Origin of the sequence: Nocardiopsis dassonvillei (assembly GCF_964273065.1) — a bacterium.
Lineage (GTDB): Bacteria > Actinomycetota > Actinomycetes > Streptosporangiales > Streptosporangiaceae > Nocardiopsis > Nocardiopsis dassonvillei_B.
Genome location: NZ_OZ186815.1, coordinates 3,895,261 through 3,911,353 on the forward strand (window position 1 = coordinate 3,895,261; position 16,093 = coordinate 3,911,353).

The following is a 16,093-nucleotide window of genomic DNA, read 5'->3' on the forward strand; positions in this document are numbered from 1 at the left end:
GCTCCTCCTACGTCAGCTCGGTGACCGCGGCGTAGTCGCCGTCGAGGACCATGATCCGGCCCCCGCCGTCGGCGACGACCGCCAGGTGCTCCCCGTCGGGGTGGGCGGCCATCGGCCCGTACACCGGCACGTCGGCGTCGCGCACCAGGGCGCCGGTGGCCGGGTCCCACACGCTGCCCATGTCCTCGGCCCACCCGTATGCGGCGCCGTACAGCAGGCTCCCGTCCGAGGAGTAGGCGAGGCCGGTGACGCGCTCGTGCTCCTCGGCGGGGGAGTCCATGGTGCGCAGCACCCCGCCGGTGGCGATGTCGACGACCCGCACCTGCCGCTCCAGGTTGTGGACCGCCATGGTCCGGCCGTCGGGGGACAGGGCGAGGTAGCCGATCACCCCCTCCTCGCCCGCCAGGGTGTACACGACCTCGCCGGTCCCGGCGTCCCAGACGGTCACGTCGGCGGGATCGTCGCCCCAGTCCGTGACGACGCCCACCAGGTAGGCGTCGTCGGCGGCGAACACCAGGTCGCTGAGCGCTCCGGCCACCGGGATCTCAAGCCCGCCCGGGTCGCCCGTCTCCGTGTCCCAGATCTGGATGAGCCGGTCGCCGTCCGGGTCGCCCCCCTCGGCGGCGAGCACGGCCACCCGGGCCCCGTCGGAGGTGAACGCGGGCATGTCGTAGAAGCCGCGGTCCTGGTCGTTGTAGCCGATCCGGGTGATCTCCTCGCCGGTCTCGGCGTCCCACAGCGCGATGTGCTCGCTCTGGAGGCCGTAGCCGACGGCGGTCAGCCCGTCCGGGCGCAGTGCCGCCGCCTGGGGGGCGGGCGAGGTCAGGGAGCGGAGCAGTTCCCCCGAGCGCCAGTCCCAGGCCGACACCCCCGATATCCCGAACGCGTACAGGGTCTCGCCGTCCTCGGAGAACACGAGTTCGTAGATCCAGCCGGCGAGGGGGGAGTCCCCGTCCCCGGCGGCCGCGGCGGACGGGCTCTCCGTCGGGTCGGCGGAGGCCGCGGCGGAGGGGCCGGCCGCCGGGTCCGCGCCCGGCGACCCCCGTTCGGGCAGGGCCAGGGCCAGCGCCGTCGCGCCCAGCAGGACCGCGGACGCCGCCGCGGCCGCCACGGCGGTCCGGCGCCGCCGGGTCCGGCCGGCGGGCCGCGCCGGGGCCGTGCGCCCGGCCCCGGCGGCGGCACCCTCCGGCCCGGGGACGGCCGACGGGGACGGCGCCATCGCCTCGGTGGTGCGCTCGGCCTCCTCCGCCGACCGGGTCCGGTCCACCTGGAGGCCGATCTGCTCGGTCACCGGTGAGGGCAGCCAGCCGTGTTCGGCCGGGGGCAGCGGCAGCGCCGCCAGGCCCGCGAGGATGTCGGCGGTCTCCGGGCGCGCGTCGGGGTCCTTGGCCAGGCAGCGGGCGAGCATGTCGCGCAGCGGCCCCTCGGGGGCGGCCGCCAGGTTCGGCACTCCGGTCATCACCCGGCGCAGCACCCCGCCGGACGGGCCGGCGCCGAAGGGCGGCTCGCCGCTCGCGGCGAACAGCACCGTCCCGCCCAGGGAGAACACGTCGCTCCGGGGGGAGACGCCCTCGCCGACGATCTGCTCCGGCGAGGTGTAGGCGGGTGTGCCGAAGGTCTGTCCGGTGCGGGTCAGGACCGTTCCCTCCACCGCGCGGGCGATGCCGAAGTCGATCACCTGCGGGCCGCGGGGGGACAGCAGCACGTTGCTCGGCTTGAGGTCCCGGTGCATCAGCCCGGCCCCGTGGATCGTCCCCAGCGCCCGGGCCAGCCCCAGGGTGAGGACGAGCAGCGACTCCGGGGGGAACGGCGCGCCGGAGAGCACCGCCTGCTTGAGGGTCGGCCCCGGTACGTACTCGGTGGCCATCCACGGGACGTCCGCGTCGGTGTCGGCGTCCACCACCGCCGGGGTGAAGGGACCGCTGACCCGGCCCGCGGTGCGGACCTCGCGGGCGAACCGCTCCCGGAACAGCAGGTCGTGGGTCAGCTCCTCGCGGACCACCTTGAGGGCCGCCAGGTGGCCGTCCGGGGTGCGCGCCAGGTAGACCTTCCCCATGCCCCCCGCGCCCAGGCGGGCGAGCAACCGGTGGGGGCCGATGCGCTGCGGGTCGTCGGGGGCCAGAGGTCGCACGGCGGACACGTTCCTCACGGGTGAGGGGGCGGGAGGGGCCTCCGTCAATGTAGCGGCCCGGGGACGAACCGTGTACGACGTGACCGGACCCGGACCCGGAGTGATCAATCGGCCAGGAGGCCCATGAGGGTCAGTTCCATGTCGTACACGGCGATCTCGCCGGTCTCCTGGCGCACCCCGGCCAGTCGCGACCCGTCCGGGGAGATGGCGATGGGGAACAGCGGGGGCGGCGTCCACCGCGTCTCCTCCGGGGCGGCGCTGGCGAAGTCCCACACCGCCAGCCCCGCGTCCGGGGCGCCCGGGGCCAGCAGGGCGGCCAGGACCAGGTCGCCCGAGGCGCTGTACACCACGTCGACGGGGACGCCCTCGCCACCGGGCGGGACGAACTCCCGCAGCTGCCGGTCCGTGGACGGGTCCATCAGCACCACCCGGTCGCCGCGGGGCACCAGCACCCCCTCGTCGCCGGGGACCACGTCGAAGGCGCCCGCGCCCGCACCGCTGCGGTCCCGGACCACGCCCACCCGGTTGCGCCCGGCGGTGCGCCAGGCGACGACCCCGCCGCCGGTCTCCCCGGCCGCGACCGTCTCCCCGTCGCGGGTGTACCGTACGTCGCCCAGGCCGCCCGAGCCGGACAGAGTGCCGGTCTCCTCCCAGGAGACGGTGTCGTACAGGTGCAGGTAGCGGCTCTCGGGGTCGCTGTCCGTGGCCAGCGCGAGCTCTCCTCCGGCCGGACTGAACGCAGCCGCCAGCACCGGCATGTCCGCGGCCACCGTCCGGCTGTGCCCGGTGGCCAGGTCGGTGACCAGGGCCCCCTGCCGGGAGGCCTGCACGACCAGGCAGCCGTCGGGGCTGAACGCCGCCGGGGCGGGCGGCAGGAGCGCGTGTTCGTTGGGCAGGTGCGCCACCGCCAGCGAGGACCGCCAGTCCCACAGGGTGACCCCGCCGTTGGTCGCCACGGCCAGGATCGCCCCGTCCGGGGAGAAGGACAGCTCCACCAGTGTGTCGGCGGAGAAGTCCACCTGCGGGTGCTCCGGCGGCGGCAGGGACTCGGCGACGCCGTTCCGCGTCGGGCAGGACGGTGCGGCGGAGTCGGCCGCGTTCGGCGTGGCGGACAGCGAGTACACGCCGACCAGCCCGAACAGCAGCAGTGTCGAGACCACGGCCCAGGCCCGCAGCAGGGCGCGCCCGCGGGGCCGGGGCCCGGGGGCGGCGGCCGCGGGGAAGGGGTCGAAGCCCGGCTGGGGCAGCGGGCCCAGGACGGGGGCCGCCACGGAGCGGTAGGACTCCTCGGCCCGGGCGACCGAGGCGCGGGCCCGGGGCGGCAGCCACTCCGGGGCCGGGGGCTCCTCCGGCAGCGGCCCGCCCAGTTCGTCGAGCAGCCGCGCCGCCGCCGGCCGGTTCTCCGGGAGCTTGTCCAGGCAGGCGGCGACCAGGTCGCGCATCCCGGCGGGCAGGCCGGACAGGTCCGGGGGCTCGCGCAGCACCCGGCGGACCACGGCGGCCGTCGTGTCGGCGCCGGTCGTGCCCGGTCCGAAGGGGGCCCGGCCGGTGGCGGCGAACAGCAGGACCGCGCCCAGGGAGAACAGGTCCCCGGCGGGCAGGACGGTGCGTCCCGCCAGGTACTCGGGCGCGGTGTAGGCGGGCGGCCGGGCGGCCCGGCGCGCCGCGGAGTCCGCGAGCGCGCGGCCGATGCCCAGTCCGATCAGCCGCGGACCGGCGGCGTCCACGAGCACCGTGGTCGGGGACAGGTCCCGGTGGACGCATCCCTGGTCGTGCAGCCGGTCCAGGGCCTCGGCCAGTCCCCGGGCCAGCAGCAGCAGTGAGGCTTCGGGCAGCGGGCCGGAGTCGCGGACGAGGTCGCGCAGACAGGGCCCGGCGACGAAGCCGGTGGCCACCCAGGGGCGTTCGCCGGACAGGTCGTGGCCCAGAAGGGGAGGGGTGAAGCGGCCGCGCACCCGGGAGGCCCCGGCGGCGTCGCGGGTGAAGCCGGAGCGGAACCCGGGGTCGGTGGCGTACTCCCCGCACACGGCGCGCACCGCGGCGGGGCGGCCGTCGGGGTCGACTCCCAGGTACACGGCGCCCAGATCGCCGGAGCCGAGGTGGGCGATCAGGCGGAACCCACCGAGACGGTCGGGCTCATCGGGGGTGAGGGGGCGCATGGGTCCTCTGGGGGGGTCCAGGGGCGGATGAGGACGCGGTCGGGACGAAGAGGGGTAGGGGACACCTTAGTCCGTTGTCGGCGTGATTAGGGCACGATTCGGGACCAAGGTCGTTCTTGTGGAGTTTTCCCATGACTTGCCCTGCCGCGCCGGTGAGCGCCGCTGATCTTCTGGGGTTAATGCGCCGTAAGAGAAGAAAGTCCCCTGATGAGTGAACCGTGGCCGCCGTGTCCCGCGTTGAACCTTGAGCCGGCGGATCGCCGGGCGGTGGGGGCGCCGCACCGCGAGGACGGCGGGGTGCGGCGCACCGCGCGGCGGTCCGGGCGACCGGGCCGCCGCGCGCACGCGCGACGGCCGACCCACCTGCGGTGGATCGGCCGTGGAGGTTCTCGGGAGCCCTGCGGTCGCGGCGCGACCGGGGGGTGGTGTCATTCCGCCGTCCGTCCCGGGCGGGGGGACGCGGTGCGGCTCAGGCGGCGACCGGCTGGGAGCGGTAGGACGGCTCCGGCGGGAGGGCGACGGGGTTGAGCTTCTCCGCCGCACCGACCGGGTCGCTGGCCGGGTGCGACATCGTGCCGCCCTGGAAGAGGTCGTTCCAGAAGAAGCGGCCGTCGCGGCACCACACGTTGACGTCGTGCTTCACCGACATGACGGCCATGTCCGAGGTCCCCGACCAGTAGAACTGGCGGGAGGTGGAGGCTGCGAGCTCGCCCAGCAGGGCCGTGATCGCGCGCTGTGCGCAGAAGGCGTGGCGGGGCTTGTGCTTGACCCGTCTGGCAAGTGCCGACTTCACCCGGGAGGCCCGGGGGTTGTTCAGTCGCCAGTGACTCAAGGTCGTCTCCAGTGCGTCTCGGTTGCCGCGGTCATGGCCGGTGTGGCGGTTGCGGCCACAATGCCGCGGTTCGAGGGGCGCCGTCCCGTCCTGGGAGCGTTGACGGCTTCCCTCCACAAAGTTGGTGAGGTTCGGAGGTTGTCGTTACCTCGTAGTTATTCTTTGCGCTCCGGATGCTAGCAGCACCTGACCCCCGGTAGTCGAGGCTTCTAAGAGTGACCAATGTCACATTTAACGAATGGGTCTCAACCGTACGGTGCATGGAACCTGCTGCTCAGAGCATGTTTTTCGAACATGTGTACCGGCTCTGGGGTGGCATGTACCGATGAGTAATCCCGGGCCCCCTGTCGGAAGTGTCACCCGGTTTCGCAACTCCTGGCGCATCAGATGTAGCGCTGTGTGACTTTGCCCAGCTTGCGTGTTCTTGACCCGGGCACCGCTCCTTCTTGCCCCCGCCGGGGGCCGCCGCCCCGGCCCCGGCGGCGTGGTGTTTTGCGTTCGTCCGCACCCCGGTGTAAGGGCCGGTCCCGGAGCTGAAGGAGACTGGAGAGGTCCGACCTCTACGAGAGAAGTGCCCGTGACCCAGACTCAGACATCCGGTGACAGGACAACGGGGAGCAGCGTTCCCCTGGAGCCCACGGGCGGTGCCCGCGCCTGGGTGGTGTGGGGTGTCGCCGTGGTCGGCTACTTCCTGGCGATGCTCCACCGGAACGGCCTGGGCGTCGCCGCCCTGGAGGCCCAGGCGCGCTTCGACGTCGGCCCCGCGCTGCTCTCGCTGCTGCCGATGCTCCAGCTGCTGATCTACGTCCTGCTCCAGGTGCCCGCGGGCCTGCTCGCCGACCGCCTCGGCCCCCGCTTCACCCTCGGCATCGGCATGATCGCGATGGCGGCCGGCTCCTGCCTGTTCGCCCTCGCCCCCGGTATCGGGGTCGCCGTGGCCGGCCGCTTCCTCATCGGCCTGGGCGACGCCCTCGTCTTCCTCAACGTCCTTCGCCTGGCCGCCCTGTGGTTCCCGCGCTCCCGCTACGCCCTCGTCAGCGGGCTGACGGGAGTGGTCGGCGGCACCGGGCAGGTCGCCAGTGCCGCGCCCCTGGCCTGGGCGCTGGGCGGGGTCGGCTGGGTCGCGGCGTTCCTCGCCACCACCGGCCTCACCCTGGCGGTCGCCCTGCTCGTCCTGCTGGTCGTGCGCGACCGCCCGGCCGGGGCGGCCGGACACTCCACGGTCATCGACCCCATCCCCCTCTGGGCGGCCCTGAAGGAGGCGCTGGCCGCGCGCGGGCCGCGCATCGGCATGGCGCACCACGCGGCGATCATGGCGCCCTTCACGATGATGATGGTGCTGTGGGGCTACCCCTTCCTCGTCACCGGCCTGGGGCTGGCCGAGGGCACGGCCGCCCTCACCCTCACGGCGCTGGCCGGAGGAGCGCTCTGGATGGCGCCCGTGGCGGGCCTGCTGATCGGCCGCAACCCGGCGCTGCGCGGCGTGCTCGCCCTCACCCTGGCCACCGCCATCGGCCTGGGCCTGCTGGTCCTCGTCTCCTGGCCCGGCGGGGTGCCCACCGGGGTCGGCCTGGCCGTCATGGTGGTGTGCGTGGCCGGGCAGACGCTGGCGCCCACCATCTCCTTCGACTACGCGCGCGACGGGATCCCGGCGGGACGCACCGGGGTCGCCTCGGGGCTGGTCAACATGAGCGGGTTCACGACGTCCGTGGTGTGCACCGTCGCGGCCGGGTCGATCCTCCAGGCCCTGCCCGAGGGGCCGGACGCGTTCCGCATGGCCTTCCTGCCGATCTGCGCGACGACGCTGCTGGCGGGCGGCGTGCTCGCCCGGCTCATCCTGCGCCGCCCCTGACCGGGCGGCCCCGGCGGCGGCCCCCGGAGAACCCGTGTCCCGGCGTCCCGGGCCGGGGGAGGATGGGCGCCATGCTCGCTTTCTACGACGCGCACATGCGCGGCCTGCCCGATCCCCTGCCCGAGGGCGTCACCGCCGAACGCGACGGGCCGCTGGTGCGGCTCGTCGGCGGCCACCGGGGCCTGGTCACCGGGCCCGCGGACCTGAGCGGGGTCGGGGGCCTGGACGCGCTCATCGCCCGCCAGCGGGACCGCTTCGCCGTGCTCGGGCAGGCGGTGGAGTGGAAGACCCGCGGCCACGACCGGCCCGCGGACCTGCCCGGGCGGCTGCGCGCAGCCGGGTTCGAGCCCGAGGAGGAGGAGACGGTCCTGCTCGCCCCCGCGGCGGAGGTCGCGGCCGAGCCCGCCCTGCCCGGGGGGATCGCCCTGCGCCGGGTGGCGGAGCGGGCCGACCTCGACCGCATCGCCGCCCTCCAGTCCGCCGTCTGGGGGCAGGACCAGGCCTGGCTGGCCGGCGAGCTCGCCGCGCGGATCGCCGCCGAGCCGGAGGACACCGTCGTCCTGGTCGCCGAGGCCGCCGGAGAGGTCGTGTGCGCCGCCTGGCTGGTCGTCCGCCGCTCCCGGGGGTACGCGGGCCTGTGGGGCGGCTCCACGCTCCCGGCCTGGCGCGGACGGGGCCTCTACCGGGCGATGGTCGCCGAACGCGCCCGCCTGGCCGCCGCCCTGGGCGTCGGGTACCTCCAGGTGGACGCCTCCCCCGACAGCGCCCCCATCCTGCGCCGCCTGGGCTTCACCGCCGTCACGACCACGACCCCCTACGTCTGGACGCCCCCGGCCGCCACCACCGCCTGAGGGGCCGCGTACCCACCGCTGGGCGGCCGGCGGGGCCCGTGGCCGGTCGCGGGGGCGCGCCGCCGCGACCGGCCCGCGAAGGCTCCCCGGGGGGGCGGGCAGGGCGTGGCGGAGGGGCCGGAACGTCGGCGGGGCGGCGCAGGATGGGTGCATGACATCACCGCAGCACCACCGCATCGACTACATCGAGATCCCCGCCGGCGACCTGGAGGAGTCCAAGCGCTTCTACGCCGAGGTGTTCGGCTGGGAGTTCAACGACTACGGGCCCGGCTACGCGGGCGTCCGGGGGCCGGGCGACCGCGAGGTGGGCGGGCTCAACCCCGAGGGGAACGGGCACCGCGGAGGCGGCCCGCTGGTCCTGCTGTTCTCCGACGACCTGGACGCCACGGCGGAGGCCGTCGAGCGTGCGGGCGGCCGGGTGATCCAGGGCCCCTACGCCTTCCCGGGCGGGCGCAGGTTCCACTTCACCGACCCCGCGGGCAACGAACTCGGCGTCTGGGCCGAGTCCTAGAGCAGGCCGGCGGCGCGCAGCGACGCCAGGGCGCGCCCGGGACCCGGGTCGGGGTCCTCCTCGCCGCGGAGGGCCTCGGCCAGGGCCCGTACGGCCGCCTCGTCCGCCGTCCCCCGCTCCAGCCGGTCGAGGAGGGCCAGGACGGCCCCTTCGGACTCCGGGCCGTTCACCGGGACCCGGGAGAGCAGCGCGGCCGTGTCGCCGCCCGCCCAGGGCACGGACATGTCCAGCCCGTCGTCCTCCATGTCGTCCGGGTAGGGCGCCCGTGCCCAGGAGCCGTCCTGCCACCAGTACAGGTAGCCGATGGTCATCCCCTCGGCCTCGTACCGCAGCTCGTCCCACGGCAGCCACTCCGGGCCTCCGGCGAGGAAGTCCACCGGGTCGTCCCGCAGGTGCCCGTGGCTGCCGTCGGCGTCCTGCCCCCAGAAGAACCCCCGTCCGCCCGGCAGCCGGCCCAGGGTCCACCACCAGGAGCCGCCGCCCCCGTCCGGGCACGACACCTCGTTCCCCTCGAAGCCGGTCCCCGGGTCGCACAGGTGCAGCAGTACGGCGCGCGCCCACAGGCGGTCGAGCGGCAGCAGGTCCTCGGGAAGGCTCGGTCGGTGCATGCCCGGACTCTAGCGGGGCCGACCGACACGGAGGGGGCGGGGCCGTGCGGCCCCGCCCCCTCGTGTGGCGGTTCAGTCCTCGTCCGGGCCTAGAAGGCGGACTCGGGGACCTCCATGAGGTCGTTGGTGACGTTCTCCGCGATGCGGCGCTCGGCGGCGACGCGCGGCAGGACCTGGTCGGCGAAGAAGCGCGCGGCGGCGATCTTGCCGGTGTAGAAGTCCTTGTCGCCGCCCTGGGCGCCGTCGACCTTGTTCAGCGCCACCTCGGCCTGGCGCAGCAGCAGCCAGCCCAGGACCACGTCGCCGAAGGCCATGAGCAGGCGGACCGAGTTGAGGCCCACCTTGTACAGCTCGGTCTTGTTCTCGGCGGCGGCCATCGCGTGGCCGACCATGACCTCGACGATCTTCTCGACGTTCTCGGTCGCCTCAAGGAGCAGCGCGCGCTCCTCCTTGAGCTGCCCGTTGCCCGCCTCGCTGTTGGCGAAGGCCTTGATCTCGCCCACCAGGGTGCCCAGCGCCTGGCCGCCGTTCTTCAGGATCTTGCGGAAGAAGAAGTCCTGGGCCTGGATGGCGGTGGTGCCCTCGTAGAGGGTGTCGATCTTGGCGTCGCGGATGTACTGCTCGATCGGGTACTCCTGCAGGAAGCCGGAGCCGCCCAGCGTCTGGAGCGACTCGGCCAGCAGCGCGTAGGAGCGCTCGGAGCCGACACCCTTGACGATCGGGAGCAGGAGGTCGTTCATGGCCTCCAGCGCGGTGTGGTCCTCACCGTTGGCCTTGGCGATCTGGATGGCGTCCTGCTGGGTGGCGGTCAGCATGACCAGGGCGCGCATGGCCTCCACGTAGGACTTCTGCGTCATGAGGCTGCGACGCACGTCCGGGTGGTGGGTGATGGTGACCTTGGGGGAGTCCTTGGCGCCGGCGAGGTCGTTGCCCTGCACGCGCTCCTTGGCGTACTCCAGGGCGTTGAGGTAGCCGGTGGACAGGGTGGCGATCGCCTTCGTGCCGACCATCATGCGGGCGTACTCGATGATGAGGAACATCTGGCGGATGCCGTCGTGCTTGTCGCCGACGAGGTAGCCGATGGCGGGGTGCTTGTCGCCGAAGGTCAGCTCGCAGGTGGTGGAGGCCTTGAGGCCCATCTTGTGCTCGACGTTGGTCACGTAGGCGCCGTTGCGCTCACCGAGGGAGCCGTCCTCGTTGACCAGGTACTTGGGGACCAGGAAGAGCGAGAGGCCCTTGGTGCCGGGGCCCGCGCCCTCGGGGCGCGCCAGCACCAGGTGGAAGATGTTCTCGGTCATGTCCTGCTCGGCCGAGGTGATGAAGCGCTTCACACCCTCGATGTGCCAGGTGCCGTCGCCCTGGTCGACGGCCTTGGTGCGGCCGGCGCCGACGTCGGAGCCCGCGTCGGGCTCGGTCAGCACCATGGTGGCGCCCCAGCCGCGCTCGATGGCGAGGCGGGCGAACTCCTTCTGCTTCTCGTTGCCCTCGGAGTAGAGGATGCTCGCGAAGCCCGGGCCGGCGGAGTACATGTGGATGGACGGGTTGGCGCCCAGGATCAGCTCGGCCGCCGCCCACACGAGGGAGCGGGGCGCGCCGAGGCCGTCGAGCTCCTGCGGGAGGTCGAGGTTGTACCAGCCGGCGTCCATGTAGGCCTGGTAGGACTTCTTCAGGCTCTCGGGGATCCGGACGGTGTTGGTCTTGGGGTCGAAGACCGGGGGGTTGCGGTCCGCGTCCTCGAACGACTCGGCGACGACGCCGGTCGCGAGGCGGTCGACCTCGTCCAGGATCGTCCGCGCGGTCTCCTCGTCCAGCTCCTCGAACGGGCCCTTGCCCAGGATGTCCTGGCGGTCGAACAGCTCGAAGAGGTTGAACTGGATGTCGCGCAGGTTGCTCTTGTAATGCGTCATGGACAGCTCCGCTGTGTCCCTGGCCGCGGTGTCTGTACACGCGGATCTACCGACTAGTAACAAGTCAATGTTACTACCGAGTAGCGCTCAATGCCAGTAGGGGGGACGGACCTGTGTCCCACAGGACAGGGACCTGTGGCGAAGTCGCAGGTGAGCGCGGTTCCGGGAGCGCTCCCGGAACCGCGGCCCGCGGACACCCCCGCCCCGCGCGCCCGTCAGGCGGTGCCCCCGCCCACCGGGACCAGGGTGAGCACCGCCCTGTCGATCCCGTCCAGGTGCAGCAGCGTGTGCGCCGCGTCGTCGACGAACCCCGAGATCACCAGGCTGCGCAGCCCCATCGCGGTCGCGCACAGCGTCACGTTCTGCGCGATGTGACCGGCCTCCTGGTGGAGCAGCCGCAGCGCCCGCTGCCCGTACCCCGCCCGCAGCCTCCCCACGTCGCCCACCAGGAGAACGAACACGCCCGCGCTCGCCGTCACCATGCCCGGCATCCCGTCCGCCGACGGGCGCAGGAACGGGGACAGCGCCGTCAGCCGCTCCACCGGCACCGGCCCGTCCGCCCGCACCAGGGCGTGCCCCTGCGGCCGGTACCGGTAGGTGCCCGGCTCCAGGCCCGCCACGTCCCGGACCACCGCCCACACCTCGGTCGCGTACGCCCCGCCCGGGCTGGGGTGGTTGCGCGGCGGCCGGTGGCGCCCCGGCTCCCCGGCGCGCTCGGCGCTGATCCCCGCGGCGTGCCCCAGCAGCGCCGACAGCTCCGCGAGGGACGGCCCCGGCCCGTAGGCGCCGTGCGCGCTGGACCGCCGGGCCAGCACCTCGCCCAGCGGGGCGGTGAGCGGCGGGGGAGGAGGCAGCTCCGTGACGGGCGCGCCGAAGGACTCCGGACGGTCCGCTTCCGGGGGGACCGGGCGGGGGAGCTGGACGCTGCCGATGCCCTCGGTCCGGTACTTGGAGGCCTCCGCGTACGCCCGGTCGGGAGCGGCCGCCCCGTCCGCGAAGTAGTCCTGCGCCGCCTCCCAGCGCGGGTACGACAGCGACAGCAGCCACGCGATCCGCCGCTCGTCGTCGATGTCCAGCCCAAGCCGGTTGTGGTGCATGTGCAGCAGCGACCACACGATCCGCGTGAGCTCGTTGGCCAGCGGCCGCCGGGCGTGCAGTTCCCGCAGCCGGTCCACGGCCTCCCCCAGCGCCCGCGTCCACAGGTGGTGGGTGCTCGAGCCCTCCTGCGCCACCAGCCGCTCCAGCATCGCCCGCCGCTGCGACCAGCGCGACGGCGACGCGTGGAACAGCCGCTCGGCCTCCACCCGGGGACCGTCGTCCCCCCGCGCCACCTCCGCCGAGAAGTCCCAGGAGGCGTGGTAGCCCCGGGCCTGGCGCACCGCCTCGACGTCGCCCAGCCCCAGCACCCCGAACGCCAGCGACACCAGGTCGGCGGCGACCGCCTGCCGCTGCCCGGGCCGGGGCGCGGCCCGCAGCACCGCCAGGGCGATGGCGGTGCTCGCGCAGAAGAAGTCCTCGCACACCTCCAGCGCGCCCGGCCCGCCGTAGCGCTCGGTCTCCGGTTCGTACACCGCCCCGGAGACCTCGCCGTCGGCGTGCCAGTGGGCAGGGTCCGCCTGCGGCAGGCCCCGGTAGTAGGTCTCCGGGGCCAGGTCCAGGGCGTCGGCGGCGGTGTCGGCGGCCGCTGCCCGCACCCGGTCGGCGAACCCGCGCACCGCCTCGGCGTCGGCGTTCAGGAAGCGCACCCGCAGGTGGGGTCCGCCCGCCCAGTAGCGGATGAAGAACCACGCCTCGGCGCCCCCGCCGGAGACCACGGCCTCGGCGGCCGGGGCCAGGTGGTCGAGGAGGAACGCGTCGACTCCCTCGCGGCTGCGGTGGAGGTGGACGTACACGGCGGACCAGGTGCGGCTCATCGGGGTCCTTCGGGCTCGGGGGATACGGGGGAGGTCCGGTGTCAGGACGGGACGGCGTCCACGGGCAGGTCCAGGTAGGCCCCGCGCTCGGCGCGCACCCACAGCTGGTAGGCGGGGGTGGCGTCGGGCGCCAGGCCCAGCACCGCCGCCCACTCCGACTCCGTGTAGTTGCGCATGGGCCGGGCGCACAGCCCGCTCCCCGCGGCGGCCAGGCAGCCCCACTGGGCGATCCAGCCGAGCAGGGGGTGCAGCGCGGTCTCGGCGCGGTCGCCGAACGCGTCCGCCCACGGCGCGAAGTCCACGGACAGGGTGTGGCCCAGGGAGGAGGAGGCGTTGGTGTCCCCGGTGCGCGGGACCGGGCGGTCCGGCCCGGTGGTGCCGTCCGGGTGCAGCTCGGTGGCGACCCGGTCGTCCACCCGGTCGCCGGCGAGCACGATCCGGTCCAGCCGCAGGGTGTCCGCGGGGGCGGCCGGGACCGCCGCCGCCAGGGCGCCCACCAGGGCGGCGGTGACGTCGGCGCCGTCCTCGGCGGACACGTACGCGCTGGTCACCAGGTTGGCGGTGGACACGCCGCTGGTACGGGCGTCCAGCCAGTCCCGCAGCGCCGTCCCGGCCGCACCGCGCGAGGCCGTCGCCGCGACCCGCTCCAGGGCCGCCGGGCCGATCTCGACCGCGCCCGCGGCAGGGGGCGGCCCGGCGGCCTCCGGGGCGCCGGCCGCACCGCCCGCCGTGGCCGCTGCCAGGGCCCGGGGACCGGTTCCTGCCGGGCCCGAGGCGCTGACGGTCCCGGCGGTCCCTGCCGTCCCAGGAGCCGCGGTGAGGAGGGCGCAGGGGGCGAAGCCCTCGGGCACCGGCACGCCCTCGGGGGCGAACAGGGTGCGGGGGGCCAGCCCCGCGCGGGTCAGCGCCAGCCCCAGGGCCGCGGCCAGGTGGCCGCCCTCCAGCAGGGCCAGCGACGGGCGCAGCCGCCCGTACCCGGGTGGATAGCGCCGGTGGTCCACCGCCACCGCGATCCGGGCCCCGGCCAGGGCCGCCTCCGGGTCGGCGGGCACCGGGGACCCGCCCCAGGGCTGGAGGGAGCAGGTGCGCGGGTCCATCCGCAGGCACCACCCCTCCCCTTCACCGGGCAGCAGGAAGAGGTCCGCGCCGAACAGCCCGCGCGGCGAGGGGTAGGAGCGGTGCACCGGGTACCGGTCGGCCGGGGAGACCCGGCGCACCCGCACCGCCTCGGCGCAGGCCGCCGCCAGCCGCGCGCCCGGGGACCAGCGGCCCCCGACCGCGGGGCCCGCGGCGTCCGCCGAGCGCAGCGCGGCCAGCGCGCCCCGCGCCGCCTCCGGCAGCGGAACCCCCGCCGCCGCCCGCAGCACCGGGTCGCCCAGGGCCGGGCCGAAGAACAGGGTCTCCACCGGCACGACGTCCTTGCCGTGCGACTGCGCGTGGAACGCCGCCAGCGCCCGCGTCCGCTCCGTCACGGGAACGGGTGCGGGACCGGGTACACCTGACCGGGTCGCTCCCACGGGACACCTCCCTCGAACAGGTCGGACGCCCGGGACAGCCGCTCCAGGCCGCGCGTCCTGCGGTGGGTGTGGCCGAACGTCATCGGCAGCGCCCCGGGCACGATCACCTTCACCGACCGCACCCCGGCGGCCTCCGTGTACGGGGCGCTGCTCTGGTCCACCACGATCACGTCCAGGCCCAGGGCGTGCAGCGCCTCCAGGCGCTCGCGCAGCACCGCGCCCAGGTCGGCCCCGGCGAACGACGACGGCCCGCGGGCCGCGAACTCCTCCGCCGACACCGTCCCGGACGGGTGCCCCAGGAACTCCCAGTGCGGGCGAGCCTCCCACAGCCCGTGCATGCCGGTGTGGTCCTCCAGGGTCCTGACCAGGGTGAAGTCGTCCAGCATGGGGCGGCAGCGCTCCACGCTCACCGATTCCCGCATGCGCACCCACTTGGGGTACATGAGCGCGTTGGTGGCGGTCTCCTCCACGGCGGCCATCAGCGCCCGGTGCGGGTCGGCGTGGGTTCCGGTGGCCAGGCTCATCGCCGGTGCCAGGCCGGAGCGCACGGTCTCCTCGGCCGCGGTCACCATGGCCAGCGCGGTGGGCACGCCCAGGTCGGAGGTGGCGTCCAGGACCCGCAGCCGCAGCCCGCGCTCGGTGAGCAGGTCCACCAGGTGCACCAGGTCGGGGTGGTCCGCGGTGTCGACCTCGCGCAGCCGCGTCCGGGAGTACCAGGCCAGCAGGAAGGCGTCGCGCTCGATCACCTCGAACAGCCCGTACAGGACGGCCTCGGCGAGGTCGCCGCCGACCGCGCACCCGTTGGACGACTCGTACAGGAAGCGGGTGTCGCCGGTGCCCGCGTGCCAGAACGCCACGTGTTCGGGCACCAGCACGCGGCGGCGCTCCAGGGTGGACCAGCCCCACACCCAGTGGGTGGGTGTGGCGGGGGTGTAGGGGAGCAGGTCGAACGCGGGGTGGCCGTACCACTCGGGTTCGTGCAGTCCCAGCCGGGCGGGGTCCACGGCGTCGTCGGCCAGCGCGGCGTAGGAACCCCACACGCGGGGCGCGCCGGTGTGGCGGTGGCCGCCGGTGACGCGTTCGACGCCCTCCAGCAGCGCGGGGACCTCGCTGTCGGCGAACCGGGCGGAGCGGCCGTACCCGCCCTCGCGCCGGGTGTGGCCGGGGGCGACGGTCTCGCAGGTGACCAGGGACAGCGGGGACTCCTCGTCCCGGTACAGGTGGGCGACGGGGCCGAAGCGGAAGTCCAGCAGCCGGGCGCGCAGCTCCGCGCGGTCCATCCGCCGCACCCGCAGCGCGTCCCCGGCGACCGGGCGCGGGGTCTCCGGGTCCAGGCCGCCGGGCACGCCCAGGCCCTCCCCGCCGGGGAAGCAGCGGGCGCACCGCGGGTGCGGGACGAAGGTGTGCCGGGTGACCTCGCCGGTGCGGCAGTCCAGCGCCCACAGCGCCAGCCGCAGGGCGGCGGGGTCCGCGGCGGCGGCCCGGACCAGGGCGGACCAGGCGTCCTCCCACAGCGGGAGGAGGTCGGGCTCGCCGCTCTCGGGGCAGGAGTCCCCCTCCACGTCGCGCCGCCACAGCCCGGCGCAGCGGGAGCAGCCGGCGCCGTCGCCGGTCCACGGCCCGACCACCGCCAGCCCGCCGCTCATCCCCAGGTGCAGCAGACCGTCCCCGACGGCCAGGGTCACCGGCTCCGCCAGTGTGGCCCCCGCCGGGGAGGGCACGGTCAGGAGTCCGGGCTCGGCGGCCACCGTGCTCATGGGCACCTCCCCGGCCTGCGGGCCGTGTGCTCTCCCCGGTCCTCCGCCAGGCGGG

At 75.0% G+C, this 16,093-nt stretch carries 11 protein-coding genes; 3 read left to right on the forward strand and 8 right to left on the reverse strand.

Annotated elements, in window-relative coordinates; genetic code table 11:
* Window positions 1–7: 7 nt before the first annotated feature.
* The 3 genes from ACSUPR_RS17350 to ACSUPR_RS17360 form a co-directional block, all read right to left on the reverse strand.
* A complete protein-coding gene (locus tag ACSUPR_RS17350) occupies window positions 8–2,131 on the reverse strand; it encodes a WD40 repeat domain-containing serine/threonine protein kinase (protein WP_436885650.1) in 2,124 nt (707 codons plus the stop codon).
* 104 nt (window positions 2,132–2,235) lie between these two features.
* Window positions 2,236–4,290, reverse strand: coding sequence for a protein kinase domain-containing protein (locus tag ACSUPR_RS17355; RefSeq protein ID WP_436885651.1), 2,055 nt, complete (start codon window positions 4,288–4,290; stop codon window positions 2,236–2,238).
* 469 nt (window positions 4,291–4,759) lie between these two features.
* Window positions 4,760–5,122, reverse strand: a complete 363-nt coding sequence (locus ACSUPR_RS17360; protein WP_436885652.1) for a hypothetical protein — start codon at window positions 5,120–5,122, stop codon at window positions 4,760–4,762.
* A gap of 577 nt (window positions 5,123–5,699) precedes the next feature.
* Between ACSUPR_RS17360 and ACSUPR_RS17365 the strand changes: the two genes are divergently transcribed.
* The 3 genes from ACSUPR_RS17365 to ACSUPR_RS17375 all read left to right on the forward strand — a co-directional run bounded on the left by ACSUPR_RS17365 (window position 5,700) and on the right by ACSUPR_RS17375 (window position 8,336).
* The gene (locus ACSUPR_RS17365) at window positions 5,700–6,974 is read left to right on the forward strand and encodes an MFS transporter (RefSeq protein WP_436885653.1); all 1,275 of its coding nucleotides are present in this window, start codon (window positions 5,700–5,702) and stop codon (window positions 6,972–6,974) included.
* A 71-nt stretch (window positions 6,975–7,045) separates the two neighbouring features.
* A complete protein-coding gene (locus ACSUPR_RS17370; RefSeq protein WP_436885654.1) occupies window positions 7,046–7,825 on the forward strand; it encodes a GNAT family N-acetyltransferase in 780 nt (259 codons plus the stop codon).
* Window positions 7,826–7,976: 151 nt separating this feature from the next.
* A complete protein-coding gene (locus tag ACSUPR_RS17375; protein ID WP_436885655.1) occupies window positions 7,977–8,336 on the forward strand; it encodes a VOC family protein in 360 nt (119 codons plus the stop codon).
* On the opposite strand, the gene ACSUPR_RS17380 is transcribed toward ACSUPR_RS17375, so the two are convergent.
* The 5 genes from ACSUPR_RS17380 to ACSUPR_RS17400 all read right to left on the reverse strand — a co-directional run bounded on the left by ACSUPR_RS17380 (window position 8,333) and on the right by ACSUPR_RS17400 (window position 16,038).
* A complete protein-coding gene (locus ACSUPR_RS17380; protein ID WP_436885656.1) occupies window positions 8,333–8,944 on the reverse strand; it encodes a hypothetical protein in 612 nt (203 codons plus the stop codon). The genes ACSUPR_RS17375 and ACSUPR_RS17380 overlap by 4 nt on opposite strands.
* 89 nt (window positions 8,945–9,033) lie before the next feature.
* A complete protein-coding gene (locus ACSUPR_RS17385; protein ID WP_436885657.1) occupies window positions 9,034–10,851 on the reverse strand; it encodes an acyl-CoA dehydrogenase in 1,818 nt (605 codons plus the stop codon).
* A gap of 215 nt (window positions 10,852–11,066) precedes the next feature.
* Window positions 11,067–12,764, reverse strand: a complete 1,698-nt coding sequence (locus ACSUPR_RS17390; RefSeq protein WP_436885658.1) for a thiopeptide-type bacteriocin biosynthesis protein — start codon at window positions 12,762–12,764, stop codon at window positions 11,067–11,069.
* A gap of 41 nt (window positions 12,765–12,805) precedes the next feature.
* Window positions 12,806–14,236 carry a hypothetical protein gene (locus ACSUPR_RS17395; RefSeq protein ID WP_436885659.1) on the reverse strand — a complete coding sequence of 477 codons (1,431 nt, stop codon included), beginning with the start codon at window positions 14,234–14,236 and terminating at the stop codon, window positions 12,806–12,808.
* On the reverse strand, window positions 14,233–16,038 hold the full coding sequence (locus ACSUPR_RS17400; RefSeq protein ID WP_436885660.1) for a TOMM precursor leader peptide-binding protein: 1,806 nt from the start codon (window positions 16,036–16,038) through the stop codon (window positions 14,233–14,235). Before ACSUPR_RS17400 ends, ACSUPR_RS17395 begins: the two co-directional genes overlap by 4 nt.
* Window positions 16,039–16,093 lie beyond the last annotated feature (55 nt).

Bases quoted from the DNA above. Each gene is read 5' to 3' on its own strand.
- ACSUPR_RS17380 (WP_436885656.1), bottom strand. From the start codon at position 8,944: ATGCACCGACCGAGCCTTCCCGAGGACCTGCTGCCGCTCGACCGCCTG.
- ACSUPR_RS17385 (WP_436885657.1), bottom strand. From the start codon at position 10,851: ATGACGCATTACAAGAGCAACCTGCGCGACATCCAGTTCAACCTCTTC.
- ACSUPR_RS17370 (WP_436885654.1), top strand. From the start codon at position 7,046: ATGCTCGCTTTCTACGACGCGCACATGCGCGGCCTGCCCGATCCCCTG.
- ACSUPR_RS17400 (WP_436885660.1), bottom strand. From the start codon at position 16,038: ATGAGCACGGTGGCCGCCGAGCCCGGACTCCTGACCGTGCCCTCCCCG.
- ACSUPR_RS17355 (WP_436885651.1), bottom strand. From the start codon at position 4,290: ATGCGCCCCCTCACCCCCGATGAGCCCGACCGTCTCGGTGGGTTCCGC.
- ACSUPR_RS17375 (WP_436885655.1), top strand. From the start codon at position 7,977: ATGACATCACCGCAGCACCACCGCATCGACTACATCGAGATCCCCGCC.
- ACSUPR_RS17390 (WP_436885658.1), bottom strand. From the start codon at position 12,764: ATGAGCCGCACCTGGTCCGCCGTGTACGTCCACCTCCACCGCAGCCGC.